We start from the raw sequence: 25,993 nt of genomic DNA on the forward strand, positions 1-25,993 counted from the left end.
CATACCAAAGTTTATTAAGTATCTAAGTATCTTTAAAAGGTAGAAAATGTCACAACTAGCATCTCCCATGAACAGTAAAATCCACCAACGAATCTCAGCCCAACTAAAACTATCTGAATATAATCAAGCAGATACTATGATGCAAGGAAGAGACTCCTATAGCGTATATGAACTAGAAGGTAAAAGTTCAATCTTAACTGGATACGAATATAAACTTACCTTCATAAGTGATGAAGAGATAAATGTAGAGGATATAGTAGATACAGAAACAGAACTACACTTAAGAGATGAAACAAGCCCATTAAACTCTAAAAAGATATATGGAAAAATCATTGAAGCTAAAGAGAATGGAAGTGTAGCAAGAAAAAAGCTTTACCAAATAAAAATAGTATCCCCTCTACACTATCTTTCACTTAACCAAAGATATGAAGTTTATCAAGAGATGAATGTACCTGATATCATTTCATCTATCATTGCAAAATATTCAGTACTACTAAATATTCAACTTGATGTAAAAATAGATACTCAAACTATACCAAAGCGTCATACTTGTACACAGTATAAACAAAGTGATTTTGAATTTATTAAAATGTTGTGTGAAGAAGAAGGTTACATCCTTCTAATAGATGCATCTTCAAATAATCCATACACAGTTACCCTATGTGAACTAAACGAACATGCTCCACTAAATACAGAAATCATAGAATGTACATATAATAAAGTTAAAACATTTTCAACATCAGCACAAGCACAAGACTATTATGAAAATAAAAAGCCTTCTTTAGACTTCAATATACAAGCAGGACAAGTAATGCATAGTCATACTTTTGCTGATAATGAAGTAACATCCCAATTACGCTCAGATATAAAAAAAGAGACTCTCCGTGATAGACTTGATAAACTAGATGAGTCTTTGTATAAAGACCTCTCTCGTTATGCAAAGATAGATGCAGAACAAGGTTTTTCACAAGGTATTAGAGTCGTAGGAAACTCAGAAGAATTAAGTGTTAAAGATGGAGTGGTGCTAAACCTAAAAGATATTAAAGGACATAAGAATACTCAAGTAATTGTTCTAAGTGTAAAGTATAAAGCAACATTTCCAAATGCCTTAGATGAGTATGCTCAAGTTGCAGATGATGAACAACAAGCACAGTACAGTGTAGAGTTCATAGCAATCCCAAGTGAAGTTATATATAGACCCCAAGTAATTACTTCTAAACCACGAATCCACTCTATACAAACAGCAATAGTATCAAATACAGATAAAGATACTCAAAAGTTTGCAAATGAAATAGATGTAAACGAAAGAGGAGAGATAAAAGTAATATTTCACTTTGATGAAAAGAGACCTACCTCTGCTTATGTACCACTCTCAAATATTTATAGTGGAGATGGCTATGGCGTACAGTTCTTACCTAGAGTTAACTCTGAAGTAATAGTAAGCTTTATAAATGGAGATATAGATAGACCAATAATAACGGGAGCTTTGCACAATGGAGAGAACCGACATCCATTTAACCTGCCAAAAGAAAAAACAAAGTCATTTATAAAAACCCAAACAACACCCCAATACGAAGATAAAGAGGGATATAATGAACTACTCTTTGAAGATAAACAAGGAGAAGAGTTACTAAGCCTAAGAGCACAGAATGATTATGAACTAAATGTACTAAACAATAGTAATACACATATAGCAAATAATAAAAAAACAATCATAGATAATGACCTAGAACTCTCTGTACAAAACGATTCAACCCAAACAATAGGAAATGATAAGAAAGTAAATATACTAGGTAATGAGATAAAGACAATAGAAAAAGAGCAGATACTAACAATCAAAGAAGACCAAGAGATACATATACTTAAAGATGCTAACACCATCATCAATAATAATCAAAAAACAATCATAGAACAAGATCTTATCCAAAGGATAAAAGGTCAAGTAACTCACTATATAGAAAAAGACCAAAAAGAAAAATACTTAGCAAATCTATTTTTACAAATAGAAGCAGAACTTGGGATTGAAATAACAAGTTCTTACCATTTAAACGCAAAAACAATTAAACAAGAAGCTGAAACTGTAGAAATAGAAGCAAGTGATGGAATAAGCCTAAAGTGTGGGGGAAGTGTTCTAACGGTAGACGGAGGAGGGATTCATCTAAAAGCATCAAAAGTTGATACTAACTCAGGAAATGCAGGAGTAACAGCGAGTAACATTACTATTGCTAAAATAGAAAAACCACTTTATAATAAACTCAAAGTTACAAAAGTTGAAGCAAGCATTACTAAACAAGATGAGATTACCCAAGTATTAACATACACAGCAAGTGTAGAAAAGTTTGAAGATGGTGCATGGAGTGAAACAACAGAACTTACAACAACACAAGAGGCACAAATCAACTGGTACTTCATTAAAAACAATGACCAAGAGAATAAAGATATATTAACAGATAACCCAACAGACGATACCATTAACAGCAAAGGTTTAAAAATGTCTGTTACACTAGAAAAAGAGAATATCTATAAACACGGACATGCTCATGCATTTGTAGTTGATGCAGTTGAAGAGGGATATGAAGTTACTGAACTTAAGCGTTATCTTGAGGTAGAAGATATTCTCGTTAATATTACGAACAATGACAATAAAGAGTTTGAAGCTCAAGCAATATATAATGTTGATGAGATTACTGAAGAAGAAAAAGCAGAAACAAGATGGACAGTAGAAGGTAAAGATGTTCCTGCGTCAAATGCAAAAGGGACAATGACTCATACCTATAAGGGTGAAAAACTAGACCCTAAAATAACAGCATATATAGAAACAACTCAAATGAATGTTGCCGTTGCACATGCCAATTTTGCAGATAGTGAAGAAGAGATAAATGGAGAAGAAAAAAGTAATGAATAGATTTTTATTAATAATATTATTTTTACTAACAGCATTAAATGCTGATGTTTCAATATGTACAGATAAGTTAGAAACTACAAATAAATATATAGAGTGTTTAAAAAAAGAAGTTAATAATAGTAAATCTGTAGAAGATATAAACTTCTTAGCAGGTTACCTTGTTACTAAAAATAGATTTGATGAAGCTATTAATTTTTACAAACAAGTAACTCTTCAAGATGATGCAAAAGCTATGTACTATCTTGGTGGAATTTATGAAGAGCAGAAAAAAGAGTATGACCTTGCAGTAAAATGGTTTAAAAAAGCAGCAGATAAAAATTATAAAGATTCAGTATTTAGAGTAGGTTCAATCTTAGAAAAAAAGCTACTTAAAGAAGATGAAGCTATTGCTTATTATCAAGAGTGGATAAAAAAAGGTAATGTTGAAGCATATAACTATCTTGGGAATCTCTACCTAGATAAAGAGGACTTTCAAAAAGCAAAGAAAGAGTACCTAAAAGGTGCTAAAAAAGCTTCCAAAGAATCTTACTACCTTTTAGGAAGTCTTCATGAAGCCTATATAGAAAATGGACTTAATGATGCAATTGATTATTATAAAGAAGGGGCAGAGTTAGGTGAGTATAAGTCTATTTATAATCTAGCAGCCAATTATGACAAACTGCTAGAGTATAAAAAAGCAGAACCTTGGTATAAAAAATCGATGGCACTCGGAAATAAAGATGCTTATGATGCTTATGGATATATGCTTGCTAAAAAAGGAGATGCTAAAGAGGCATTGGAGATATTTCAACGCTTAGCAAACCTAAATGATAGCAGAGGTTATATAGGGATGGCAAGGGTTTATGTTAATGAGTATAAAGATTATGAAAATACAAAAAAATACCGTTTAAAGGCATTTGAAATGGGTAATCCAGAAGGTGCTTCAGGAATTGGATATTTGTATGCTGAACATTTTAAAGATTATAAAAAAGCTATTAAGTGGTACACTAAAGCTTATGAGATGGGTGATTGTGATGGAACGGAAGATTTAGCAATTACATATGAAGTAGATTTAAAAGATGAAAAAAAATACAATGAATGGTTAGATAAAGCAGATGCTATGGGTTGTGGCTTTGCTGGGTTTAGACGCGGATATGATTATCATGATAAAAAAGATTATAAAAATGCAATAAAATGGTATAAAAGAAGTGCTAAACTAGGAAGTATGAAAGCAGCTAATAATCTTGGAAATATTTATCAAAGAGATTTAAAAGACAAAGAAAAAGCAATTTATTGGTATAAAAAAGCTTCTAAACTTGGTAGCAAACGTGCAAAAAAACAACTAAAAAAACTAAAGGCACAAAAATAATGTCAGAAATAAAAAGAGGCTCATCAAATGTCTATTATCATGATACAGAGTTTATGCATGTTGTACGGTTTTTTTATAATAATAGTGGAGTCGCTGCCGCGCAGAATGCTAGAACAAGATGGGCTTTTTTAGTAGTTGGACGAGATGAGTTAGGCGATGCGTTTCTAAATGATAAAGCAAAAAGTAATGAAGATAGAATTAATGAGATAAAAGACAGATACCTCCCACTTTTACAAGAGTGTGTAAATGCAAAAGATGAACCTGCCTTTACTTTAGATAAAACAAAAATATCTGAGTTTAGAACTTATCCCTCAAAGTTTAAAAATAAATGGATAATTCGTCAAAGTACACCGTCTAAAGATGCTAATAAGTTAAAAAGTCTTCTAAAAGGCTTTGGTTTTTTTGATGAAGCTTCTGTGTTAAAAAATGATAAAAATATGCATTCAAATTTTGGATACCTTAGGTTAGATGTTAAAATCTGTAATCAATACTTATATGCTGATAATATAGAAGATGAAGCTTATGCTTTAGTAGCACTCCCTTATATATACAATAAAAAAGATGATGTTTATGATGTACTAGTTCTAAGTGAACATGCTTCTGTTTCTTTGATGCCAAAGGTTCTAGTTGAGTATGGAGTATTTTTCGATGGAACTAAAAACAGTATGTATAATGTAGACTTTAATCTTGATTTTCATAAGTACCTTAGTGAGCAAACTAAAATTGTTTTGGATACTGAAGCAATAGTAGATTATATTAAGAAAGAAGATAGACATAATCAGGATTTCTATCCAAATGCAGCAACATACATAAGAGAAGTAGATAAACCTCAAAAAGACAAAGTTATCAACGCTATTCGTGATGAAATTCAAGAAAATGTCCGTTATTTCCAAAACTCATCAAAAGACAAGATAAACAACGAAGATACAAAATATAAGTCTTGGTTTCAAGACAGAGCATCAGATCATTCAGATAAAGTCTATGACTTTCTTATAAATATTAAAGATGGAAAGTTAAACAAAGATACTGAGAAAGCTGTTAAAGATGGGATAATACTAGATGCAGACACACAAGAGTATAAAGAGACTCTAGTAAAAGAGTATGTATATGATGAGATTCTTCCTTCAGGGGAGGGCAGTAGTTTTGTGAATGGATATACAAATATCAAACGTTTGTTCGAACATTACAAAGCTTATGACCCCTTAAATCTAAAAGACTCAGAGCCAAGGAAATATATAAAAGACAGCTTTAAAGTATATGCTAGCGGAGATGGTTGTATAGACCCTTATGAGAGTGGGAAACTAAAGTCAGATAGTAAAATAGGTTTAGGATTGGCATTTGGAAGTACCGGTGTATTAGCCCATATAGTATATACCTGCGATAAAATAGCTAAAAACTTACGTCATAATAATTATAACTTAGTAAATGAATTGGTTCTTGATGTTTTTGGATTCTCACGTGGAGCGGCAGAAGCAAGACACTTTGTGAGTTCTATAATGAAAGAGTATGATGTCCAGACATCTGATACAACACGTAAATATACACTAAATACAAGTGATGAATCAAAAAACATATTTTCTCCTTTTTATCCAGAGCAAGGTGGTGTTTATACAAAGGTAGAAGGACGTTACTACTTTAATCCTCTACGAACAGATATTGAAAAAATTACTGTTACAAAAAGTGTAGGTAGAAATAAACGAAATGTAGACTACTATAATCCATATTACAAAAAATATGCAAGAAAACTACAGATAGATTCTGTTTCGTTTCGTTTTATAGGGATTTACGATACTGTAGCTCATTATGGGATTTGTCAAGCAAATGATAATAAAGATTTAAATTTAGATTTTAAAGAGGCTAAATTAGGAAGACTTGTTCATCTCACAGCTGAAGATGAGTACAGAAAAAACTTTGCTATGACACATATTACTGAGAGTGCTTCTAAAAAGTTTCAAGAAGATTCAAAAATGAAAGAGATAGCTCTTCCTGGGGCACACGCTGATGTCGGTGGTGGTTATATGGATAAAGAAAAGAGTCCTCGTTATATCGCTGATGAGAATGAAAAATTGCTTCTTAAATGGAATAAAAAGTATGAGTGGATAAAGAGCAGTCCAGACTTATTTGTAGAGGCAGCTGAAGATATAAAAGAAATTAAGCGAAATAAAAAAGCTGGTTTTTATAGAATTAAAAACTTGATTGAAGATGATAATTTATATATATACAGACCAAAAATTTCAAATAAGTATGAGTATGTTAGCTTGAAGCTTATGCACACGGAAGCTTTGAACTCAGATGATAATTCAGAAAAAGTTCCTTTTGAAGATATCTCAACTCAATATAAAATTGATTCAAGAAATAATAAATTTTTATATAAAGTATATAAAGAGCTAAAAGAAGATAAATTCGAAATGCATGGTGATTTACATAAAGAGTTAAGACAAGGATATCTTCATCATTCAGCTGATTTAGATGGAATAGCTCCTATTGATGTAAATATGCCTTCAATGGACAACTATACCAATAAGAAAGTGGAAATTTACGGCAAAAGAGTTAAATATAGCTCAACAAAAAAACAATCTTGCTTTATTAGTTAACTTCGATAATTGTAATATAACAAATAAGCATATTTTTTAAGTTGTTTGTTGTATTTTAAAGACTATAATAAAACCCAAATTAACTATAAGGAAATTAAATGGATAATCCAGTTTTTATGTCAATCGAGGGTAGCACACAAGGTAATATAACAGAAGGTGCAACAACACCAGAATCAGTAGGTAATATTTATCAGAATGGTCATGAAGATGAGGCGATAGTAAAAGCATTTACTCACAACATCAACATCCCACGAAATACGACTACAGGTCAGCCAACAGGTCAAAGAACTCATAACCCATTGATTGTTACTAAACTAATTGATAAAAGTTCACCACTTCTTTATAATGCACTAACTAAAGGTGAGACTTTAAAGAAAGTAGAACTTAAATGGTATAGAACTTCATATGCAGGTAAACCTGAACATTACTACAGTATGACTCTTGAAGATGCTGTAATAACTAATATGGATGCATCAATGGAATCTCAAGAGAGTTCATCAGCGGCTCAAGTTATGCCTCTTGAAGTAGTATCTTTTTCTTACAGAAAGATTTCTTGGAGACATGAAACTGCTAGTACATCTGGAGAAGATGACTGGAGAGTAGGTGTAGGTGCGTAAGCCCCTATACTTTATTTCGGGGAAACCCGGAAAATAAGTTTTAGTGTGAAAAGTATATTTTAGTACTTTTCATACCAAAGTTTATTAAGTATCTAAGTATCTTTAAAAGGTAGAAAATGTCACAACTAGCATCTCCCATGAACAGTAAAATCCACCAACGAATCTCAGCCCAACTAAAACTATCTGAATATAATCAAGCAGATACTATGATGCAAGGAAGAGACTCCTATAGCGTATATGAACTAGAAGGTAAAAGTTCAATCTTAACTGGATACGAATATAAACTTACCTTCATAAGTGATGAAGAGATAAATGTAGAGGATATAGTAGATACAGAAACAGAACTACACTTAAGAGATGAAACAAGCCCATTAAACTCTAAAAAGATATATGGAAAAATCATTGAAGCTAAAGAGAATGGAAGTGTAGCAAGAAAAAAGCTTTACCAAATAAAAATAGTATCCCCTCTACACTATCTTTCACTTAACCAAAGATATGAAGTTTATCAAGAGATGAATGTACCTGATATCATTTCATCTATCATTGCAAAATATTCAGTACTACTAAATATTCAACTTGATGTAAAAATAGATACTCAAACTATACCAAAGCGTCATACTTGTACACAGTATAAACAAAGTGATTTTGAATTTATTAAAATGTTGTGTGAAGAAGAAGGTTACATCCTTCTAATAGATGCATCTTCAAATAATCCATACACAGTTACCCTATGTGAACTAAACGAACATGCTCCACTAAATACAGAAATCATAGAATGTACATATAATAAAGTTAAAACATTTTCAACATCAGCACAAGCACAAGACTATTATGAAAATAAAAAGCCTTCTTTAGACTTCAATATACAAGCAGGACAAGTAATGCATAGTCATACTTTTGCTGATAATGAAGTAACATCCCAATTACGCTCAGATATAAAAAAAGAGACTCTCCGTGATAGACTTGATAAACTAGATGAGTCTTTGTATAAAGACCTCTCTCGTTATGCAAAGATAGATGCAGAACAAGGTTTTTCACAAGGTATTAGAGTCGTAGGAAACTCAGAAGAATTAAGTGTTAAAGATGGAGTGGTGCTAAACCTAAAAGATATTAAAGGACATAAGAATACTCAAGTAATTGTTCTAAGTGTAAAGTATAAAGCAACATTTCCAAATGCCTTAGATGAGTATGCTCAAGTTGCAGATGATGAACAACAAGCACAGTACAGTGTAGAGTTCATAGCAATCCCAAGTGAAGTTATATATAGACCCCAAGTAATTACTTCTAAACCACGAATCCACTCTATACAAACAGCAATAGTATCAAATACAGATAAAGATACTCAAAAGTTTGCAAATGAAATAGATGTAAACGAAAGAGGAGAGATAAAAGTAATATTTCACTTTGATGAAAAGAGACCTACCTCTGCTTATGTACCACTCTCAAATATTTATAGTGGAGATGGCTATGGCGTACAGTTCTTACCTAGAGTTAACTCTGAAGTAATAGTAAGCTTTATAAATGGAGATATAGATAGACCAATAATAACGGGAGCTTTGCACAATGGAGAGAACCGACATCCATTTAACCTGCCAAAAGAAAAAACAAAGTCATTTATAAAAACCCAAACAACACCCCAATACGAAGATAAAGAGGGATATAATGAACTACTCTTTGAAGATAAACAAGGAGAAGAGTTACTAAGCCTAAGAGCACAGAATGATTATGAACTAAATGTACTAAACAATAGTAATACACATATAGCAAATAATAAAAAAACAATCATAGATAATGACCTAGAACTCTCTGTCCAAAACGATTCAACCCAAACAATAGGAAATGATAAGAAAGTAAATATACTAGGTAATGAGATAAAGACAATAGAAAAAGAGCAAATACTAACAATCAAAGAAGACCAAGAGATACATATACTTAAAGACTCAAACTCTATTGTTAATAATAACTCATTTAATGTTGTTCAAAAAGACTTAACACAAAGAGTAAAAGGTTTCTCTACCTCTTTTGTAGAAAAAGATACTCAACAAAAACACCTAGGTAGTAAATACCAACAAGTAGGAGAGAACTTAGCTATAGAAGTAAAAAAAGCATACTCCCTAAAAGCAAAGACCATAAAACAAGCAGCAAAAACTATAGAGCTAGACTCAGCAAAGGGAATAAGCTTGAAAGTTGGAGGAAATGTTCTAACAGTAGATAGCTCAGGTATACACTTTAAAACATCAAACTATGATGATAACTCAGCAAACGCAGGAGTCACTTCAAAAACAGTTAGTATAGAAGACTTGAAAAAACCACTCTATGAAAAGATAAGAGTAATAGGAATGCAAACATCAATCTCTAAACAAGATAAGATTACACAAGAACTTATATATACAGCAAAAGTAGAAAAATATGAAGATGGAACATGGAGTGAGACCACAGAACTAAACCCAACACAAACAGCTCAACTAAAATGGTACTTCATAAAAAACAATGATGAACTAGATACAAGACTACTACAAGATAATCCAACAGATGATGAGATAGAGATAGATGCTCTCATAATGAAAGTAAAACTACAAGATGATAATATACAACACTACGGACATGCACACTGCTTTGTAAATAGCCCAGAAGATGAAACAGAGGGTTATGGACTAAGTGAACTAAAACGCCAAGTAAATGTAGTAGAAGTCTTAGGTAAGAATATAGTTGAACCTCACTCTACCCAAGTAAACTATAGTGTTGAACTAAACATAGATAACCCAACAAAAGATGAGATAAAAGATTTAAAAGTAGAGATACAAGAAAAAGACTCTTCAGGTAAAGTAACAACTATAGAAGAAAAAGTAAAAGATGACCTAAGCGTAGAACATAAACTTAAAGCAAAAAAAGAAGATGAACCTAAACTAGTAGAGATAAATATAAAAGTATATCCAAGAGAGTATCCAAAAAACACAGGAGAGACTATCTCTTATGTAAGACCTACACTTGAAGGTGAAATAACAAATGTTTCAATAGATAAACCAACACAAGCCTTCGCTAAAGTAGTAAAACCTGATGAAGAGATAATAATAAAAGCAAATGCAAATATTGGAGAAGGAATAGAAATACAACTAGATATAGTCACTTTGCTAAAAAACATCAATGAACCTAAAGTATGTAGCTTCGAAGAGTATGTTAAAAACAAAGAGATTCAAAAAACATTAACTATGCAAGAAATAGCAACAATGCTAAGTATAGATATAAATGATATACAAGATATACAAGCAGTAGTCAAACATAAAGATAAAGAGTATAAAAGTAATAAAACAAGTATACAAAGAACCCTAAAATCAAAACTCTACAAAGAAGATAAAGTTTTAAATGATATAGTAGAAGATATACAAAAGACAGTATTAAAAAAAGGTTCTAAAGGTAATGAAGTAAAACTCATACAAGAAGCTCTTCAAAAGATGAAAATAGATATAGGTAGTGATGGTATAGATGCTAAGTTAGGAAATGATGGAGAACAAGCAGTAATGACTTTCCAAGAGAACTATAAAGCAACAAACAATACTCATCAATACAATCAAAGTAAAGCTGACGGAGTAGTAGGAAAGAACACACTACTTGCTTTGGATGAGGCTTTGGTTGAGGGGTGGGGGTATGAAGTTAAAGACGAGTTGATTACTAAAGAGATGTTGAATTCGATTTGTAGTGGTTCTGGCAATAGAACTAACTTATTGAATGCTCTTAACAAGTATTGTCCACTTTATGAAATAAATACTAATATTAAAATTGCTCATTTCTTATCTCAAGTTTCTGTTGAATCGAACTGTTTCAAAGATTTAACGGAAGGGGTTAACTATAGGAAAACAGCCGCCTCAAACTTTAGAAGCTTTCGTAAATTAGATACTTTACAACAAAATTCTTACTTCCCTAATAATCAAAAATACTGCAAACAACCTGACTTTTTTAATTTAGTTTATGGTGGACGTATGGGAAATAATACAACTGGAGATGGATATAAATTTAGAGGTCGTGGTATTCTTCAAGTTACTGGACGAGATAACTATAAAACTGTTTCAACAGAGTATAATAAAATCAATCCAAATAACAAAAAAGATTTTGAAGTTACACCTGAACTACTTGAAACTGATTTAGAATGTGCTGTACTATCAGCGTGTATTTGGTGGAAAACTAAGCCAATGAATGCATATACAGCTGGAATCACTAAAGAAGATGTATATAAGGTGAGTGGTAGAGTAAATGGAAAACGTACACAATCTAATCCATTTATGAGTAATCACTCTAGTGAAGCAAACCACCTAAAAGAAAGATGGCACGCTTTTGAAAAAATAAGTAAAAAACTAGGACTCACATCATGATATATAAGATTTTTATAACACTATTCGCTACATTATTATTTAATCAGGCTTATGCACTGAGTAATTTTGAGCTTGAAAGATTATCTGATATTGATTATCGTGATAATACAAATACGAAAATAAATGATATAAATTTAAAAAATATTTCTATTAAGTTTAATAAAAAAAATAAAGTAAAATCTTATACTGATGAAGAAGGACATTATATCCCCGCACATAATAGTATTGAAGGTTATGTATTAAAGGGGAATGTGAAAAAAAAATTCCTTAGTGAAAAATATGTCTATGGATCAGGAGAAAATGTCTTTGATATTTCTTGTTCAAAAAATGGAAGTAACTATTTAATTCTAATGATTCAAAGTTACAATAGTGGCATACGTTTTGGCTCTCTTGAGTTTATAACACATATCTATCAAATTAATGAAAATGGATTAAGTGAAATAAAGGAGAAAAATATAAGTATTTTGGGTTCTGGTGGTGAAATAGTTTTTGATCCATCGTGGACACCGCATTATAAATACTACAACAAAAAACTACTTTTGAAACGTCTATATGAAACAAAGCTTTGTGCAGAACCTGCTTTAACAATAAAACAACTAGGGAACAATAAAGGTGATATAAAAGAGATTACTAAAAATTATTTAAAAAATTATTTAATTATAGATTCAATATCTGGAAAAACTCTAACTTCATACAACAACATAGCATACTACCTAGAAAAAGCAAAAGCCTATCCAGAAGCAATCTACCTCCTAGAAAAAATCATAGATAAATATCCAAACAGAACAGTAGCCTACATTAATCTAGGAGATGCTTATTGGGGTTTAAAAAACAAAGAAAAAGCTAAACAAGCCTACAGTACATATATAAAACAGATGAAAGAAAAAGGTAAAGAGAGAAAAATTCCAAAAGTTGTTTTAGAGAGAATAAAGTAAGCTAAAATATGTCTAAACTAATTTACTTAAATAACACTCTAAAGCAAAAAACCAAACTCCATAAAACCATAACAGCCCAACTAAAACTATCTGAATATAATCAAGCAGATACTATGATGCAAGGAAGAGACTCCTATAGCGTATATGAACTAGAAGGTAAAAGTTCAATCTTAACTGGATACGAATATAAACTTACCTTCATAAGTGATGAAGAGATAAATGTAGAGGATATAGTAGATACAGAGACAGAACTACACTTAAGAGATGAAACAAGCCCACTAAACTCTAAAAAGATATATGGAAAAATCATTGAAGCTAAAGAGAATGGAAGTGTAGCAAGAAAAAAGCTTTACCAAATAAAAATAGTATCCCCTCTACACTATCTTTCACTTAACCAAAGATATGAAGTATATCAAGAGATGAATGTACCTGATATCATTTCATCTATCATTGCAAAATATTCAGTACTACTAAATATTCAACTTGATGTAAAAATAGATACTCAAACTATACCAAAGCGTCATACTTGTACACAGTATAAACAAAGTGATTTTGAATTTATTAAAATGTTGTGTGAAGAAGAAGGTTACATCCTTCTAATAGATGCATCTTCAAATAATCCATACACAGTTACCCTATGTGAACTAAACGAACATGCTCCACTAAATACAGAAATCATAGAATGTACATATAATAAAGTTAAAACATTTTCAACATCAGCACAAGCACAAGACTATTATGAAAATAAAAAGCCTTCTTTAGACTTCAATATACAAGCAGGACAAGTAATGCATAGTCATACTTTTGCTGATAATGAAGTAACATCCCAATTACGCTCAGATATAAAAAAAGAGACTCTCCGTGATAGACTTGATAAACTAGATGAGTCTCTGTATAAAGACCTCTCTCGTTATGCAAAGATAGATGCAGAGCAAGGTTTTTCACAAGGTATTAGAGTCCTAGGAAACTCAGAAGAATTAAGTGTTAAAGATGGAGTAGTTCTAAACCTAAAAGATATTAAAGGACATAAAAATACTCAAGTAATTGTTCTAAGTGTAAAGTATAAAGCAACATTTCCAAATGCCTTAGATGAGTATGCTCAAGTTGCAGATGATGAACAACAAGCACAGTACAGTGTAGAGTTCATAGCAATCCCAAGTGATGTTATATATAGACCCCAAGTAATTACTTCCAAACCACGAATCCACTCTATACAAACAGCAATAGTTTCAAATACAGATAAAGATACTCAAAAGTTTGCAAATGAAATAGATGTAAACGAAAGAGGAGAGATAAAAGTAATATTTCACTTTGATGAAAAGAGACCTACCTCTGCTTATGTACCACTCTCAAATATTTATAGTGGAGATGGCTACGGCGTACAGTTCTTACCTAGAGTTAACTCTGAAGTAATAGTAAGCTTTATAAATGGAGATATAGATAGACCAATAATAACGGGAGCCTTGCACAATGGAGAAAACCGACATCCATTTAACCTGCCAAAAGAAAAAACAAAGTCATTTATAAAAACCCAAACAACACCCCAATATGAAGATAAAGAGGGATATAATGAACTACTCTTTGAAGATAAACAAGGAGAAGAGTTACTAAGCCTAAGAGCACAGAATGATTATGAACTAAATGTACTAAACAATAGTAATACACATATAGCAAACAATAAAAAGACAATCATAGATAATGACCTAGAACTCACTGTCCAAAACGATTCAACCCAAACAATAGGAAATGATAAGAAAGTAAATATACTAGGTAATGAGATAAAGACAATAGAAAAAGAGCAAATACTAACAATCAAAGAAGACCAAGAGATACATATACTTAAAGATGCTAACACCATCATCAATAATAATCAAAAAACAATCATAGAACAAGATCTTATCCAAAGGATAAAAGGTCAAGTAACTCACTATATAGAAAAAGATCAAAAAGAGAAATACTTAGCAAATCTATTTTTACAAATAGAAGCAGAACTTGGGATTGAAATAACAAGTTCTTACCATTTAAACGCAAAAACAATTAAACAAGAAGCTGAAACTGTAGAACTAGAAGCAAGTGATGGAATAAGCCTAAAGTGTGGGGGAAGTGTTCTAACTGTAGATGGAGGAGGGATTCATCTAAAAGCATCAAAAGTTGATACTAACTCAGGAAATGCAGGAGTAACAGCGAGTAACATTGCTATTGCTAAAATAGAAAAACCACTTTATAATAAACTCAGAGTTACAAAAGTTGAAGCAAGCATTACTAAACAAGATGAGATTACCCAAGTATTAACATATACAGCTAGTGTAGAAAAGTTTGAAGATGGTGCATGGAGTGAAACAACAGAACTTACAACAACACAAGAGGCACAAATCAACTGGTACTTCATTAAAAATAATGACCAAGAGAATAAAGATATATTAACAGACAACCCAACAGACGATACCATTAACATCAAAGGTTTAAAAATGTCTGTTACACTCGAAAAAGAGAATATCTATAAACACGGACATGCTCATGCATTTGTAGTTGATGCAGTTGAAGAGGGATATGAAGTTACTGAACTTATGCGTTATCTTGAAGTAGAAAATATTTATCATGTAGGAAAAATAAAAGATGGTTCAGTAGAATGTGAAGCAACATTAAATGTTGAAGATATTAAAGAAGATGAAAAAGCAAAAATTCGTTGGAACATTAACGGAAAAGAGAAATCAGAGCTAAATGGAAAAACAGAGATAACACACGATTTAAAAGAAGAGAAAGTTAGAGATATTCTCTTTAAAGCTTATATCGAAGGAAATCCTGAAAATGCAGCTATTATTACTTTGAGTAATGATGTTGAAAGTGAAGAGAAAACAACAGGCGACATTAAGGATGAAAAGGAAGTTTCAAATAATGATTCTTAAGTATATATTAGCATTTTTAGTAATAACTAGCGTACTCCAAGCAAAGCTTGGAAATTGTCAAGTAGGAGATGGTAAAAGTAGTTTTGTGAAATGTTTAGTAAAAGAAGCAAAAAAAACAGACAGTATTGAAGATATAAACTTCTTAGCATCATTTTACGCAATAGATAAAGAATATGATAAGTCTATCTCTTGGTATAAAAAGTCAGCAGAAAAAGGTAATGCTAAAGCTGCTTTTTTTCTAGGTGGTATTTATGATGAAGCTCTTGATGATAAAAAAGAAGCTCTTAAATGGTATAAAAAATCTGCCATGCAAGATTATGATGATGCCATGCAACATCTTAATGAAACGATGGAAAATGTTTATGGTAAAAGTAACACCATAGAGATATATGAAAAAGCTATAAAAAAAGATGAAGATGTTTATTGGAATAAACAGTTTTTAGCTAACTTTTATTTTAGGGTTAAAGAGTATACAAAAAGAGAAGAGATTTTAAAAGAATTAATTAAAGAGTTTCCTGAACAAAAGGCTGATTGGTTTACAATGATAGCAGATGCTTATACTAAAAACTATATGAATAATAAAGAGATGGAAAATAAATATTACCATCAAGCGGCTGAATTTGGAAGTACAAATGCTATGCATAATATTGGTTTAGAGTATGGAAATAAAGGCGATTATAAAACAGCTGAGATGTGGTTTAGGAAAGCAGATGAAAATAAAATGGTCTGTTTGATGTATAAAGAAATAATTAAAGATAAGGTTAGGGCTTTAGAGTGCTATCAAAAAGAGGCTGAAAGTGGAAAAATCTCTGATATTGGTGTTCTTGCACAGAATTATAGCAGGTATAAGGAATACGATAAAGCAAGAATTCTATATGAAAAACTAGTAAAAAGAGGTGATTCTATAGCTGCGTTAAATCTTGGTGTCTTATATCATTATATATATAAGGATAATCAAAAATATATTAAGTGGTATAAAAAAGCCGCATCTATGGGCAACCAAAAAGCTATAAAATACTTAATAAAAAAAGGATTACTTTAATGGCAAAAAAAGAGAAACGAGCCTTAGGAGCCGTAGCCTTTAACGAAGATGCTATGATATTAATTGCCCAAGCTTTAACAGGAAATGAAGCGAGTACAAACTCAAACGCTCAATGTGCTTCTTTTAATGAAAAAATCCGATGGGCTTATTTGCTTGTTGGATATAAAGAGAGTCAAGAGTTACGAAAAGCTAACAAAGATAACGAGTCTCTTCTAGATGCCATTAAAAGTAAGTATGCCCCCTTAGTTAAATCTGCTATTGATGAAAACGCAGTGAGTGAACGAAGTAAGATAAAACAGCAGATGGTTGTTAAAAGTGGGAAACATATTAACTTAGTTCACTCCGTTGCATGTTCTAGCACCTCTTTAGAAGGGTTACTAAAAGTTTATCATATGAATGCACAAGCAAAGACCTTAGATGCTGTCCATAAAGAAAAAGGTGCAATGAGAACAAGAATGGTTCTTCCTTTTTCTACAAAAGAGTGTCATAAACTTATTCAAAAAGAAAAAGGTAAAACAGAAGGTTCTTATAAACATCACGCTTTTGCAGTAGTAGCGTGGGCTTATGGTTACAAAGGTGAAGATGATAAGTTAGAGCTTATAAAAGCACAAAACCCTATCATAGCTCTTCTTCCAAAAATCCGCTTTGAGTGTGGTCTGTTTTTTGATGGAACCAATAATAATAAGTTTAATACACAGATGCGTTTGGATTATGAACAATTTATTAATGAGAAAATAGTGAATATAGATTCAGGGGTATATCCAGATGAAAGTTGGGAACAACTAATAATGAGGAAAGATATTCCAAAATCAAAAGTCTTACCTCTAATCTTCAAAGACCTAAAAGAAAACATAGGTTCCTACGGTCACATTTCAATATCCGAAAAAAAGTATGATGGTGGAAGCTGGTTTTTTGGAATGTGGCAAGACAAAGTCTCTTACGATGCTGATAAGATATATGATTATTTTCGTGATGAAGATTCAAAAGAGGTAGATGAGTTTATTGTTGATGAGCTTCTACCAAGTGGAAAAGATTCTAGTTATACAGGGGATGACACTAATGTTGTTAAACTGTATGATTTGTATAACACACAAGTAAATAATTCAAGTCATAAAGAACAGCATCTTTACAAATGTTACAGAAAAAAGCTCTACATTACTGGTGCTGGAACTTATGACAGTAGAAAAACTGGTAAAAAAGAGGAAGATGAAGTGTTCCGTGGTTCAGCTCTTGCAATGTTTTCAACAGGCGTTGTTACTAAGGTTGAACAGGCTTGTAAAGACTTAAGAAGAGAGTTAAAAGGGTTTAGTACAGGATATATTGATACTTTAGTTTTAGATGTTTTTGGATTTTCTCGTGGAGCAGCAGAAGCTAGACATTTTGTGGGTTCAATTTCAAAAGAATTAGATACCGTGTTTGAGAGAGAAGTAACAGATAAAAAAGGTAAAACTTATATAGAATATGAACTTAGTAAAAATGGTGAAAATCTCTATCCCTATTTGATTAAAGAGGGAAATGATGAAAAAGACCAGATTATCATTGACAGAATTATTTTTCGTTTTGTAGGTATTTTTGATACGGTTCCTCATTATGGACTCATCCAAAAAAATGATGCTGAAGATTTAGATTTAAAACTACATCATAAAAAGGTCTCAAGAGTAGTTCATTTAACTGCTCAACAAGAGTACAGATATAACTTTGACCTTTTTTCTATTAAAACATCTAGTAGTGAGCAACTACCAAAGCACTTTGAAGAGAAAGAGTTTTTTGGAGCACACTCTGATGTTGGTGGTGGGTATGGCGATGATAATGATGAACTTCGTAACCTTCCGACACAATTTTTCCATGATATAGACCCTTCTTTTGATAAAAAGGTCATTTCTAAACTAAAGAAATGGAATAAATTATATTCTTGGGTTAAAGATGCAAAATTTGAATTTATAAATAATAAAAAAGAGTTTTTAAAAGATATTGACAGTAAAAAAATTGCAGATGGGTTTTATATTGATAAATGGGAAAATGAGGGAGATGAAAACATGGAAGATGATACTACATATTATATCTACATGTATAGAAAATCCATTGATGCAGAGTATGCTCAAATACCATTTGAATATATGTTTGAAAAAGCAAAGAAACTTGTTCCTATGAAAAATCTTGGAAAATTAACATACAAAAATATGAAAGAATTAGAGAAGGCTAAGGTACTTGACTTGGATGATGCGTATTTAAAGAAGTTTAAGTCACAGTTTTTACACCACTCTTCAACTTCAGGTATCGCCCACCATCCAAACAGCGGAGATGAAAATATCTTGTATGGAAAGCGTGATGTACATTATGTTTAGTAAATCTAAGCTCTAAAGTTTACCATAGTAGGTGTAGGTGCGTAAGCCCCTATACTTTATTAAGTATCTTTAAAAGGTAGAAAATGTCACAACTAGCATCTCCCATGAACAGTAAAATCCACCAACGAATCTCAGCCCAACTAAAACTATCTGAATATAATCAAGCAGATACTATTATACAAGGAAGAGACTCCTATAGCGTATATGAACTAGAAGGTAAAAGTTCAATCTTAACTGGGTACGAATATAAACTTACCTTTATAAGTGATGAAGAGATAAATGTAGAGGATATAGTAGATACAGAAACGCAACTACACTTAAGAGATGAAACAAGCCCACTAAACTCTAAAAAGATATATGGAAAAATCATTGAAGCTAAAGAGAATGGAAGTGTAGCAAGAAAAAAGCTTTACCAAATAAAAATAGTATCCCCTCTACACTATCTTTCACTTAACCAAAGATATGAAGTTTATCAAGAGATGAATGTACCTGATATCATTTCATCTATCATTGCAAAATATTCAGTACTACTAAATATTCAACTTGATGTAAAAATAGATACTCAAACTATACCTAAGCGTCATACTTGTACACAGTATAAACAAAGTGATTTTGAATTTATTAAAATGTTGTGTGAAGAAGAAGGTTACATCCTTCTAATAGATGCATCTTCAAATAATCCATACACAGTTACCCTATGTGAACTAAACGAACATGCTCCACTAAATACAGAAATCATAGAATGTACATATAATAAAGTTAAAACATTTTCAACATCAGCACAAGCACAAGACTATTATGAAAATAAAAAGCCTTCCTTAGACTTCAATATACAAGCAGGACAAGTAATGCATAGTCATACTTTTGCTGATAATGAAGTAACATCCCAATTACGCTCAGATATAAAAAAAGAGACTCTCCGTGATAGACTTGATAAACTAGATGAGTCTCTGTATAAAGACCTCTCTCGTTATGCAAAGATAGATGCAGAACAAGGTTTTTCACAAGGTATTAGAGTTCTAGGAAACTCAGAAGAATTAAGTGTTAAAGATGGAGTGGTGCTAAACCTAAAAGATATTAAAGGACATAAGAATACTCAAGTAATTGTTCTAAGTGTAAAGTATAAAGCAACATTTCCAAATGCCTTAGATGAGTATGCTCAAGTTGCAGATGATGAACAACAAGCACAGTACAGTGTAGAGTTCATAGCAATCCCAAGTGATGTTATATATAGACCCCAAGTAATTACTTCTAAACCACGAATCCACTCTATACAAACAGCAATAGTTTCAAATACAGATAAAGATACTCAAAAGTTTGCAAATGAAATAGATGTAAACGAAAGAGGAGAGATAAAAGTAATATTTCACTTTGATGAAAAGAGACCTACCTCTGCTTATGTACCACTCTCAAATATTTATAGTGGAGATGGCTACGGCGTACAGTTCTTACCTAGAGTTAACTCTGAAGTAATAGTAAGCTTTATAAATGGAGATATAGATAGACCAATAATAACGGGAGCTTTGCACAATGGAGAGAACCGACATCCATTTAACCTGCCAAAAGAAAAAACAAAGTCATTTATAAAAACCCAAACAACACCCCAATACGAAGATAAAGAGGGATACAATGAACTACTCTTTGAAGATAAACAAGGAGAAGAGTTACTAAGCCTAAGAGCACAGAATGATTATGAACTAAATGTACTAAACAATAGTAATACACATATAGCAAACAATAAAAAAATAATCATAGATAATGACCTAGAACTCTCTGTCCAAAACGATTCAACCCAAACAATAGGAAATGATAAGAAAGTAAATATACTAGGTAATGAGATAAAGACAATAGAAAAAGAGCAAATACTAACAATCAAAGAAGACCAAGAGATACATATACTTAAAGATGCTAACACCATCATCAATAATAATCAAAAAACAATCATAGAACAAGATCTTATCCAAAGGATAAAAGGTCAAGTAACTCACTATATAGAAAAAGACCAAAAAGAAAAATACTTAGCAAATCTATTTTTACAAATAGAAGCAGAACTTGGGATTGAAATAACAAGTTCTTACCATTTAAACGCAAAAACAATTAAACAAGAAGCTGAAACTGTAGAAATAGAAGCAAGTGATGGAATAAGCCTAAAGTGTGGGGGAAGTGTTCTAACGGTAGACGGAGGAGGGATTCATCTAAAAGCATCAAAAGTTGATACTAACTCAGGAAATGCAGGAGTAACAGCGAGTAACATTACTATTGCTAAAATAGAAAAACCACTTTATAATAAACTCAAAGTTACAAAAGTTGAAGCAAGCATTACTAAACAAGATGAGATTACCCAAGTATTAACATACACAGCAAGTGTAGAAAAGTTTGAAGATGGTGCATGGAGTGAAACAACAGAACTTACAACAACACAAGAGGCACAAATCAACTGGTACTTCATTAAAAACAATGACCAAGAGAATAAAGATATATTAACAGATAACCCAACAGACGATACCATTAACAGCAAAGGTTTAAAAATGTCTGTTACACTAGAAAAAGAGAATGTCTATAAACACGGACATGCTCATGCATTTGTAGTTGATGCAGTTGAAGAGGGATATGAAGTTACTGAACTTAAGCGTTATCTTGAGGTAGAAGATATTCTCGTTAATATTACGAACAATGACAATAAAGAGTTTGAAGCTCAAGCAATATATAATGTTGATGAGATTACTGAAGAAGAAAAAGCAGAAACAAGATGGACAGTAGAAGGTAAAGATGTTCCTGCGTCAAATGTAAAAGGGACAATGACTCATACCTATAAGGGTGAAAAACTAGACCCTAAAATAACAGCATATATAGAAACAACTCAAATGAATGTTGCCGTTGCACATGCCAATTTTGCAGATAGTGAAGAAGAGATAAATGGAGAAGAAAAAAGTAATGAATAGATTTTTATTAATAACGTTATTTTTACTAACAGCATTAAATGCTGATGTTTCAATATGTACAGATAAGTTAGAAACTACAAATAAATATATAGAGTGTTTAAAAAAAGAAGTTAATAATAGTAAATCTGTAGAAGATATAAACTTCTTAGCAGGTTACCTTGTTACTAAAAATAGATTTGATGAAGCTATTAATCTTTACAAACAAGTAACTCTTCAAGATGATGCAAAAGCTATGTACTATCTTGGTGGAATTTATGAAGAGCAGAAAAAAGAGTATGACCTTGCAGTAAAATGGTTTAAAAAAGCAGCAGATAAAAATTATAAAGATTCAGTATTTAGAGTAGGTTCAATCTTAGAAAAAGAGCTACTTAAAGAAGATGAAGCTATTGCTTATTATCAAGAGTGGATAAAAAAAGGTAATGTTGAAGCATATAACTATCTTGGGAATCTCTACCTAGATAAAGAGGACTTTCAAAAAGCAAAGAAAGAGTACCTAAAAGGTGCTAAAAAAGCTTCCAAAGAATCTTACTACCTTTTAGGAAGTCTTCATGAAGCCTATATAGAAAATGGACTTGATGATGCAATTGATTATTATAAAGAAGGGGCAGAGTTAGGTGAGTATAAGTCTATTTATAATCTAGCAGTGCTGTATGATAATATGGCTAAATATGATAAATCTCAAATATGGTATAAAAGGGCAATGGCACTTAATAATAAAGATGCTTATTTTGGATATGGTCATATGCTTAGAAAGAAAGGCGACTTAAAAGGGGCATTAAGTGCCTTAGAAGAGCTTGGTAAACTTGGTGATGGTCGAGGATATTGGGGAATGGCTCAAATATATATCAATGAATACAATGATTTTGAAAAATGTAAAGAGTATTGTTTGAAAACTATTGAGAATGGAAATGCAAGAGGGGCTAGTTTACTTGGATATATTTATTCAAACGACTTTAAAGATAAAGAAAAAGCTATTAAATGGTACACAAAAGCTTATGAAATGAAAGATTGCAAAGGAACCGAAAATCTAGTCATAGTTTATGAAAAATTAAATGATGAAAACAAATCTATGGAATGGCTAGATAAAGCAGATGCCATAGGGTGTGGCTTTGCTGGGTTTAGACGCGGATATGATTATCATGATAAAAAAGATTATAAAAATGCAATAAAATGGTATAAAAGAAGTGCTAAACTAGGAAGTATGAAAGCAGCTAATAATCTTGGAAATATTTATCAAAGAGATTTAAAAGACAAAGAAAAAGCAATTTATTGGTATAAAAAAGCTTCTAAACTTGGTAGCAAACGTGCAAAAAAACAACTAAAAAAACTAAAGGCACAAAAATAATGTCAGAAATTAAAAGAGGTTCATCAAATGTCTATTATCATGATACAGAGTTTATGCATGTTGTACGGTTTTTTTATAATAATAGTGGAGTCGCTGCCGCGCAGAATGCTAGAACAAGATGGGCTTTTTTAGTAGTTGGACGAGATGAGTTAGGCGATGCGTTTCTAAATGATAAAGCAAAAAGTAATGAAGATAGAATTAATGAGATAAAAGACAGATACCTCCCACTTTTACAAGAGTGTGTAAATGCAAAAGATGAACCTGCTTTTACTTTAGATAAAACAAAAATATCTGAGTTTAGAACTTATCCCTCAAAGTTTAAAAATAAATGGATAATTCGTCAAAGTACACCGTCTAAAGATGCTAATAAGTTAAAAAGTCTTCTAAAAGGCTTTGGTTTTTTTGATGAAGCTTCTGTGTTAAAAAATGATGAAAATATGCATTCAAATTTTGGATACCTTAGGCTAGATGTTAAAATCTGTAATCAATACTTATATGCTGATAATATAGAAGATGAAGCTTATGCTTTAGTAGCACTCCCTTATATATACAATAAAAAAGATGATGTTTATGATGTACTAGTTCTAAGTGAACATGCTTCTGTTTCTTTGATGCCAAAGGTTCTAGTTGAGTATGGAGTCTTTTTCGATGGAACTAAAAACAGTATGTATAATGTAGACTTTAATCTTGATTTTCATAAGTATCTTAGTGAGCAAACTAAAATTGTTTTGGATACTGAAGCAATAGTAGATTATATTAAGAAAGAAGATGAACATAATGAAAAATTATATCAAAATGCAGCAACATACATAAGAGAAGTAGATAAACCTCAAAAAGATGTAATCATCAATAGAATTCGTGATGAAATCCAAGAAAATGTCCGTTATTTCCAAAACTCATCAAAAGACAAAGTCAACAACGAAGATACAAAATATAAGTCTTGGTTTCAAGATAGAGCATCAGATCATTCAGATAAAGTCTATGACTTTCTTATAGATATTAAAGATGGAAAGTTAAATAAAGATACTGAGAAAGCTGTTAAAGATGGGATAATACTAGATGCAGACACACAAGAGTATAAAGAGACTCTAGTAAAAGAGTATGTATATGATGAGATTCTTCCCTCAGGGGAGGGTAGTAGTTTTGTGAATGGATATACAAATATCAAACGTTTGTTCGAACATTACAAAGCTTATGACCCCTTAAATCTAAAAGACTCAGAGCCAAGGAAATATATAAAAGACAGCTTTAAAGTCTATGCTAGTGGAGATGGTTGTATAGACCCTTATGAGAGTGGGAAACTAAAGTCAGATAGTAAGATAGGTTTAGGATTGGCATTTGGAAGTACCGGTGTATTAGCCCATATAGTATATACCTGCGATAAAATAGCTAAAAACTTACGTCATAATAATTATAACTTAGTAAATGAATTGGTTCTTGATGTTTTTGGATTCTCACGTGGAGCGGCAGAAGCAAGACACTTTGTGAGTTCTATAATGAAAGAGTATGATGTCCAGACATCTGATACAACACGTAAATATACACTAAATACAAGTGATGAATCAAAAAATATATTTTCTCCTTTTTATCCAGAGCAAGGTGGTGTTTATACAAAGGTAGAAGGACGTTACTACTTTAATCCTCTACGAACAGATATTGAAAAAATTACTGTTACAAAAAGTGTAGGTAGAAATAAACGAAATGTAGACTACTATAATCCATATTACAAAAAATATGCAAGAAAACTACAGATAGATTCTGTTTCGTTTCGTTTTATAGGGATTTACGATACTGTAGCTCATTATGGGATTTGTCAAGCAAATGATAATAAAGATTTAAATTTAGATTTTAAAGAGGCTAAATTAGGAAGACTTGTTCATCTCACAGCTGAAGATGAGTACAGAAAAAACTTTGCTATGACACATATTACTGAGAGTGCTTCTAAAAAGTTTCAAGAAGATTCAAAAATGAAAGAGATAGCTCTTCCTGGGGCACACGCTGATGTTGGTGGTGGTTATATGGATAAAGAAAAGAGTCCTCGTTATATCGCTGATGAGAATGAAAAATTGCTTCTTAAATGGAATAAAAAGTATGAGTGGATAAAGAGCAGTCCAGACTTATTTGTAGAGGCAGCTGAAGATATAAAAGAAATTAAGCGAAATAAAAAAGCTGGTTTTTATAGAATTAAAAACTTGATTGAAGATGATAATTTATATATATACAGACCAAAAATTTCAAATAAGTATGAGTATGTTAGCTTGAAGCTTATGCACACGGAAGCTTTGAACTCAGATGATAATTCAGAAAAAGTTCCTTTTGAAGATATCTCAACTAAATATAAAATTGATTCAAGAAATAATGATTTTTTATATAAAGTATATAAAGAGCTAAGAGAAGATAAATTCGAAATGCATGGTGATTTACATAAAGAGTTAAGACAAGGATATCTTCATCATTCAGCTGATTTAGATGGAATAGCTCCTATTGATGTAAATATGCCTTCAATGGACAACTATACCAATAATAAAGTGGAAATTTACGGCAAAAGAGTTAAATATAGCTCAACAAAAAAACAATCTTGCTTTATTAGTTAACTTCGATAATTGTAATATAACAAATAAGCATATTTTTAAGTTTTATTTTGTAA

General features: G+C 31.5%; 12 protein-coding genes. All 12 read left to right on the forward strand.

Annotation, left to right across the window (positions count from 1 at the left end):
• Positions 1-46 precede the first annotated feature (46 nt).
• The 12 genes from MOV42_RS03855 to MOV42_RS03910 all read left to right on the forward strand — a co-directional run bounded on the left by MOV42_RS03855 (position 47) and on the right by MOV42_RS03910 (position 25,940).
• A complete protein-coding gene (locus tag MOV42_RS03855; protein ID WP_324172482.1) occupies positions 47-2,905 on the forward strand; it encodes a type VI secretion system Vgr family protein in 2,859 nt (952 codons plus the stop codon).
• Positions 2,898-4,253, forward strand: coding sequence for a tetratricopeptide repeat protein (locus tag MOV42_RS03860; protein WP_324172483.1), 1,356 nt, complete (start codon positions 2,898-2,900; stop codon positions 4,251-4,253). Before MOV42_RS03855 ends, MOV42_RS03860 begins: the two co-directional genes overlap by 8 nt.
• Positions 4,253-6,847: a phospholipase effector Tle1 domain-containing protein gene (locus tag MOV42_RS03865; protein WP_324172484.1), complete on the forward strand. Its 2,595-nt coding sequence runs from the start codon at positions 4,253-4,255 to the stop codon at positions 6,845-6,847. Before MOV42_RS03860 ends, MOV42_RS03865 begins: the two co-directional genes overlap by 1 nt.
• Before the next feature lie 98 nt (positions 6,848-6,945).
• Complete coding sequence (locus MOV42_RS03870) at positions 6,946-7,464, forward strand: Hcp family type VI secretion system effector (RefSeq protein ID WP_324172468.1); 519 nt, start codon at positions 6,946-6,948, stop codon at positions 7,462-7,464.
• A gap of 116 nt (positions 7,465-7,580) precedes the next feature.
• Entirely contained in the window at positions 7,581-11,831 is a 4,251-nt protein-coding gene (gene tssI / locus MOV42_RS03875; RefSeq protein WP_324172485.1) for a type VI secretion system tip protein TssI/VgrG, read from the forward strand.
• Entirely contained in the window at positions 11,828-12,766 is a 939-nt protein-coding gene (locus MOV42_RS03880; protein ID WP_324172486.1) for a tetratricopeptide repeat protein, read from the forward strand. The genes tssI and MOV42_RS03880 overlap by 4 nt, the downstream gene beginning before the upstream one ends.
• Before the next feature lie 8 nt (positions 12,767-12,774).
• Positions 12,775-15,672: a type VI secretion system Vgr family protein gene (locus tag MOV42_RS03885; protein WP_324172487.1), complete on the forward strand. Its 2,898-nt coding sequence runs from the start codon at positions 12,775-12,777 to the stop codon at positions 15,670-15,672.
• A complete protein-coding gene (locus MOV42_RS03890) occupies positions 15,662-16,714 on the forward strand; it encodes a hypothetical protein (RefSeq protein WP_324172488.1) in 1,053 nt (350 codons plus the stop codon). Before MOV42_RS03885 ends, MOV42_RS03890 begins: the two co-directional genes overlap by 11 nt.
• Positions 16,714-19,059 (forward strand): phospholipase effector Tle1 domain-containing protein, encoded by a 2,346-nt coding sequence (locus MOV42_RS03895; protein WP_324172489.1) that lies wholly within the window; start codon positions 16,714-16,716, stop codon positions 19,057-19,059. Before MOV42_RS03890 ends, MOV42_RS03895 begins: the two co-directional genes overlap by 1 nt.
• A gap of 83 nt (positions 19,060-19,142) precedes the next feature.
• Positions 19,143-22,001, forward strand: a complete 2,859-nt coding sequence (locus MOV42_RS03900; RefSeq protein WP_324172490.1) for a type VI secretion system Vgr family protein — start codon at positions 19,143-19,145, stop codon at positions 21,999-22,001.
• Entirely contained in the window at positions 21,994-23,346 is a 1,353-nt protein-coding gene (locus MOV42_RS03905) for a tetratricopeptide repeat protein (RefSeq protein WP_324172491.1), read from the forward strand. The genes MOV42_RS03900 and MOV42_RS03905 overlap by 8 nt, the downstream gene beginning before the upstream one ends.
• Positions 23,346-25,940 (forward strand): phospholipase effector Tle1 domain-containing protein, encoded by a 2,595-nt coding sequence (locus MOV42_RS03910; RefSeq protein WP_324172492.1) that lies wholly within the window; start codon positions 23,346-23,348, stop codon positions 25,938-25,940. The genes MOV42_RS03905 and MOV42_RS03910 overlap by 1 nt, the downstream gene beginning before the upstream one ends.
• The last annotated feature ends 53 nt before the right edge of the window (positions 25,941-25,993 follow it).

It is taken from the genome of Sulfurimonas sp., from assembly GCF_029027405.1.
Lineage (GTDB): Bacteria > Campylobacterota > Campylobacteria > Campylobacterales > Sulfurimonadaceae > Sulfurimonas.

Bases quoted from the DNA above. Each gene is read 5' to 3' on its own strand.
- MOV42_RS03855 (WP_324172482.1), top strand. From the start codon at position 47: ATGTCACAACTAGCATCTCCCATGAACAGTAAAATCCACCAACGAATC.
- MOV42_RS03860 (WP_324172483.1), top strand. From the start codon at position 2,898: ATGAATAGATTTTTATTAATAATATTATTTTTACTAACAGCATTAAAT.
- MOV42_RS03865 (WP_324172484.1), top strand. From the start codon at position 4,253: ATGTCAGAAATAAAAAGAGGCTCATCAAATGTCTATTATCATGATACA.
- MOV42_RS03870 (WP_324172468.1), top strand. From the start codon at position 6,946: ATGGATAATCCAGTTTTTATGTCAATCGAGGGTAGCACACAAGGTAAT.
- tssI (WP_324172485.1), top strand. From the start codon at position 7,581: ATGTCACAACTAGCATCTCCCATGAACAGTAAAATCCACCAACGAATC.
- MOV42_RS03880 (WP_324172486.1), top strand. From the start codon at position 11,828: ATGATATATAAGATTTTTATAACACTATTCGCTACATTATTATTTAAT.
- MOV42_RS03885 (WP_324172487.1), top strand. From the start codon at position 12,775: ATGTCTAAACTAATTTACTTAAATAACACTCTAAAGCAAAAAACCAAA.
- MOV42_RS03890 (WP_324172488.1), top strand. From the start codon at position 15,662: ATGATTCTTAAGTATATATTAGCATTTTTAGTAATAACTAGCGTACTC.
- MOV42_RS03895 (WP_324172489.1), top strand. From the start codon at position 16,714: ATGGCAAAAAAAGAGAAACGAGCCTTAGGAGCCGTAGCCTTTAACGAA.
- MOV42_RS03900 (WP_324172490.1), top strand. From the start codon at position 19,143: ATGTCACAACTAGCATCTCCCATGAACAGTAAAATCCACCAACGAATC.
- MOV42_RS03905 (WP_324172491.1), top strand. From the start codon at position 21,994: ATGAATAGATTTTTATTAATAACGTTATTTTTACTAACAGCATTAAAT.
- MOV42_RS03910 (WP_324172492.1), top strand. From the start codon at position 23,346: ATGTCAGAAATTAAAAGAGGTTCATCAAATGTCTATTATCATGATACA.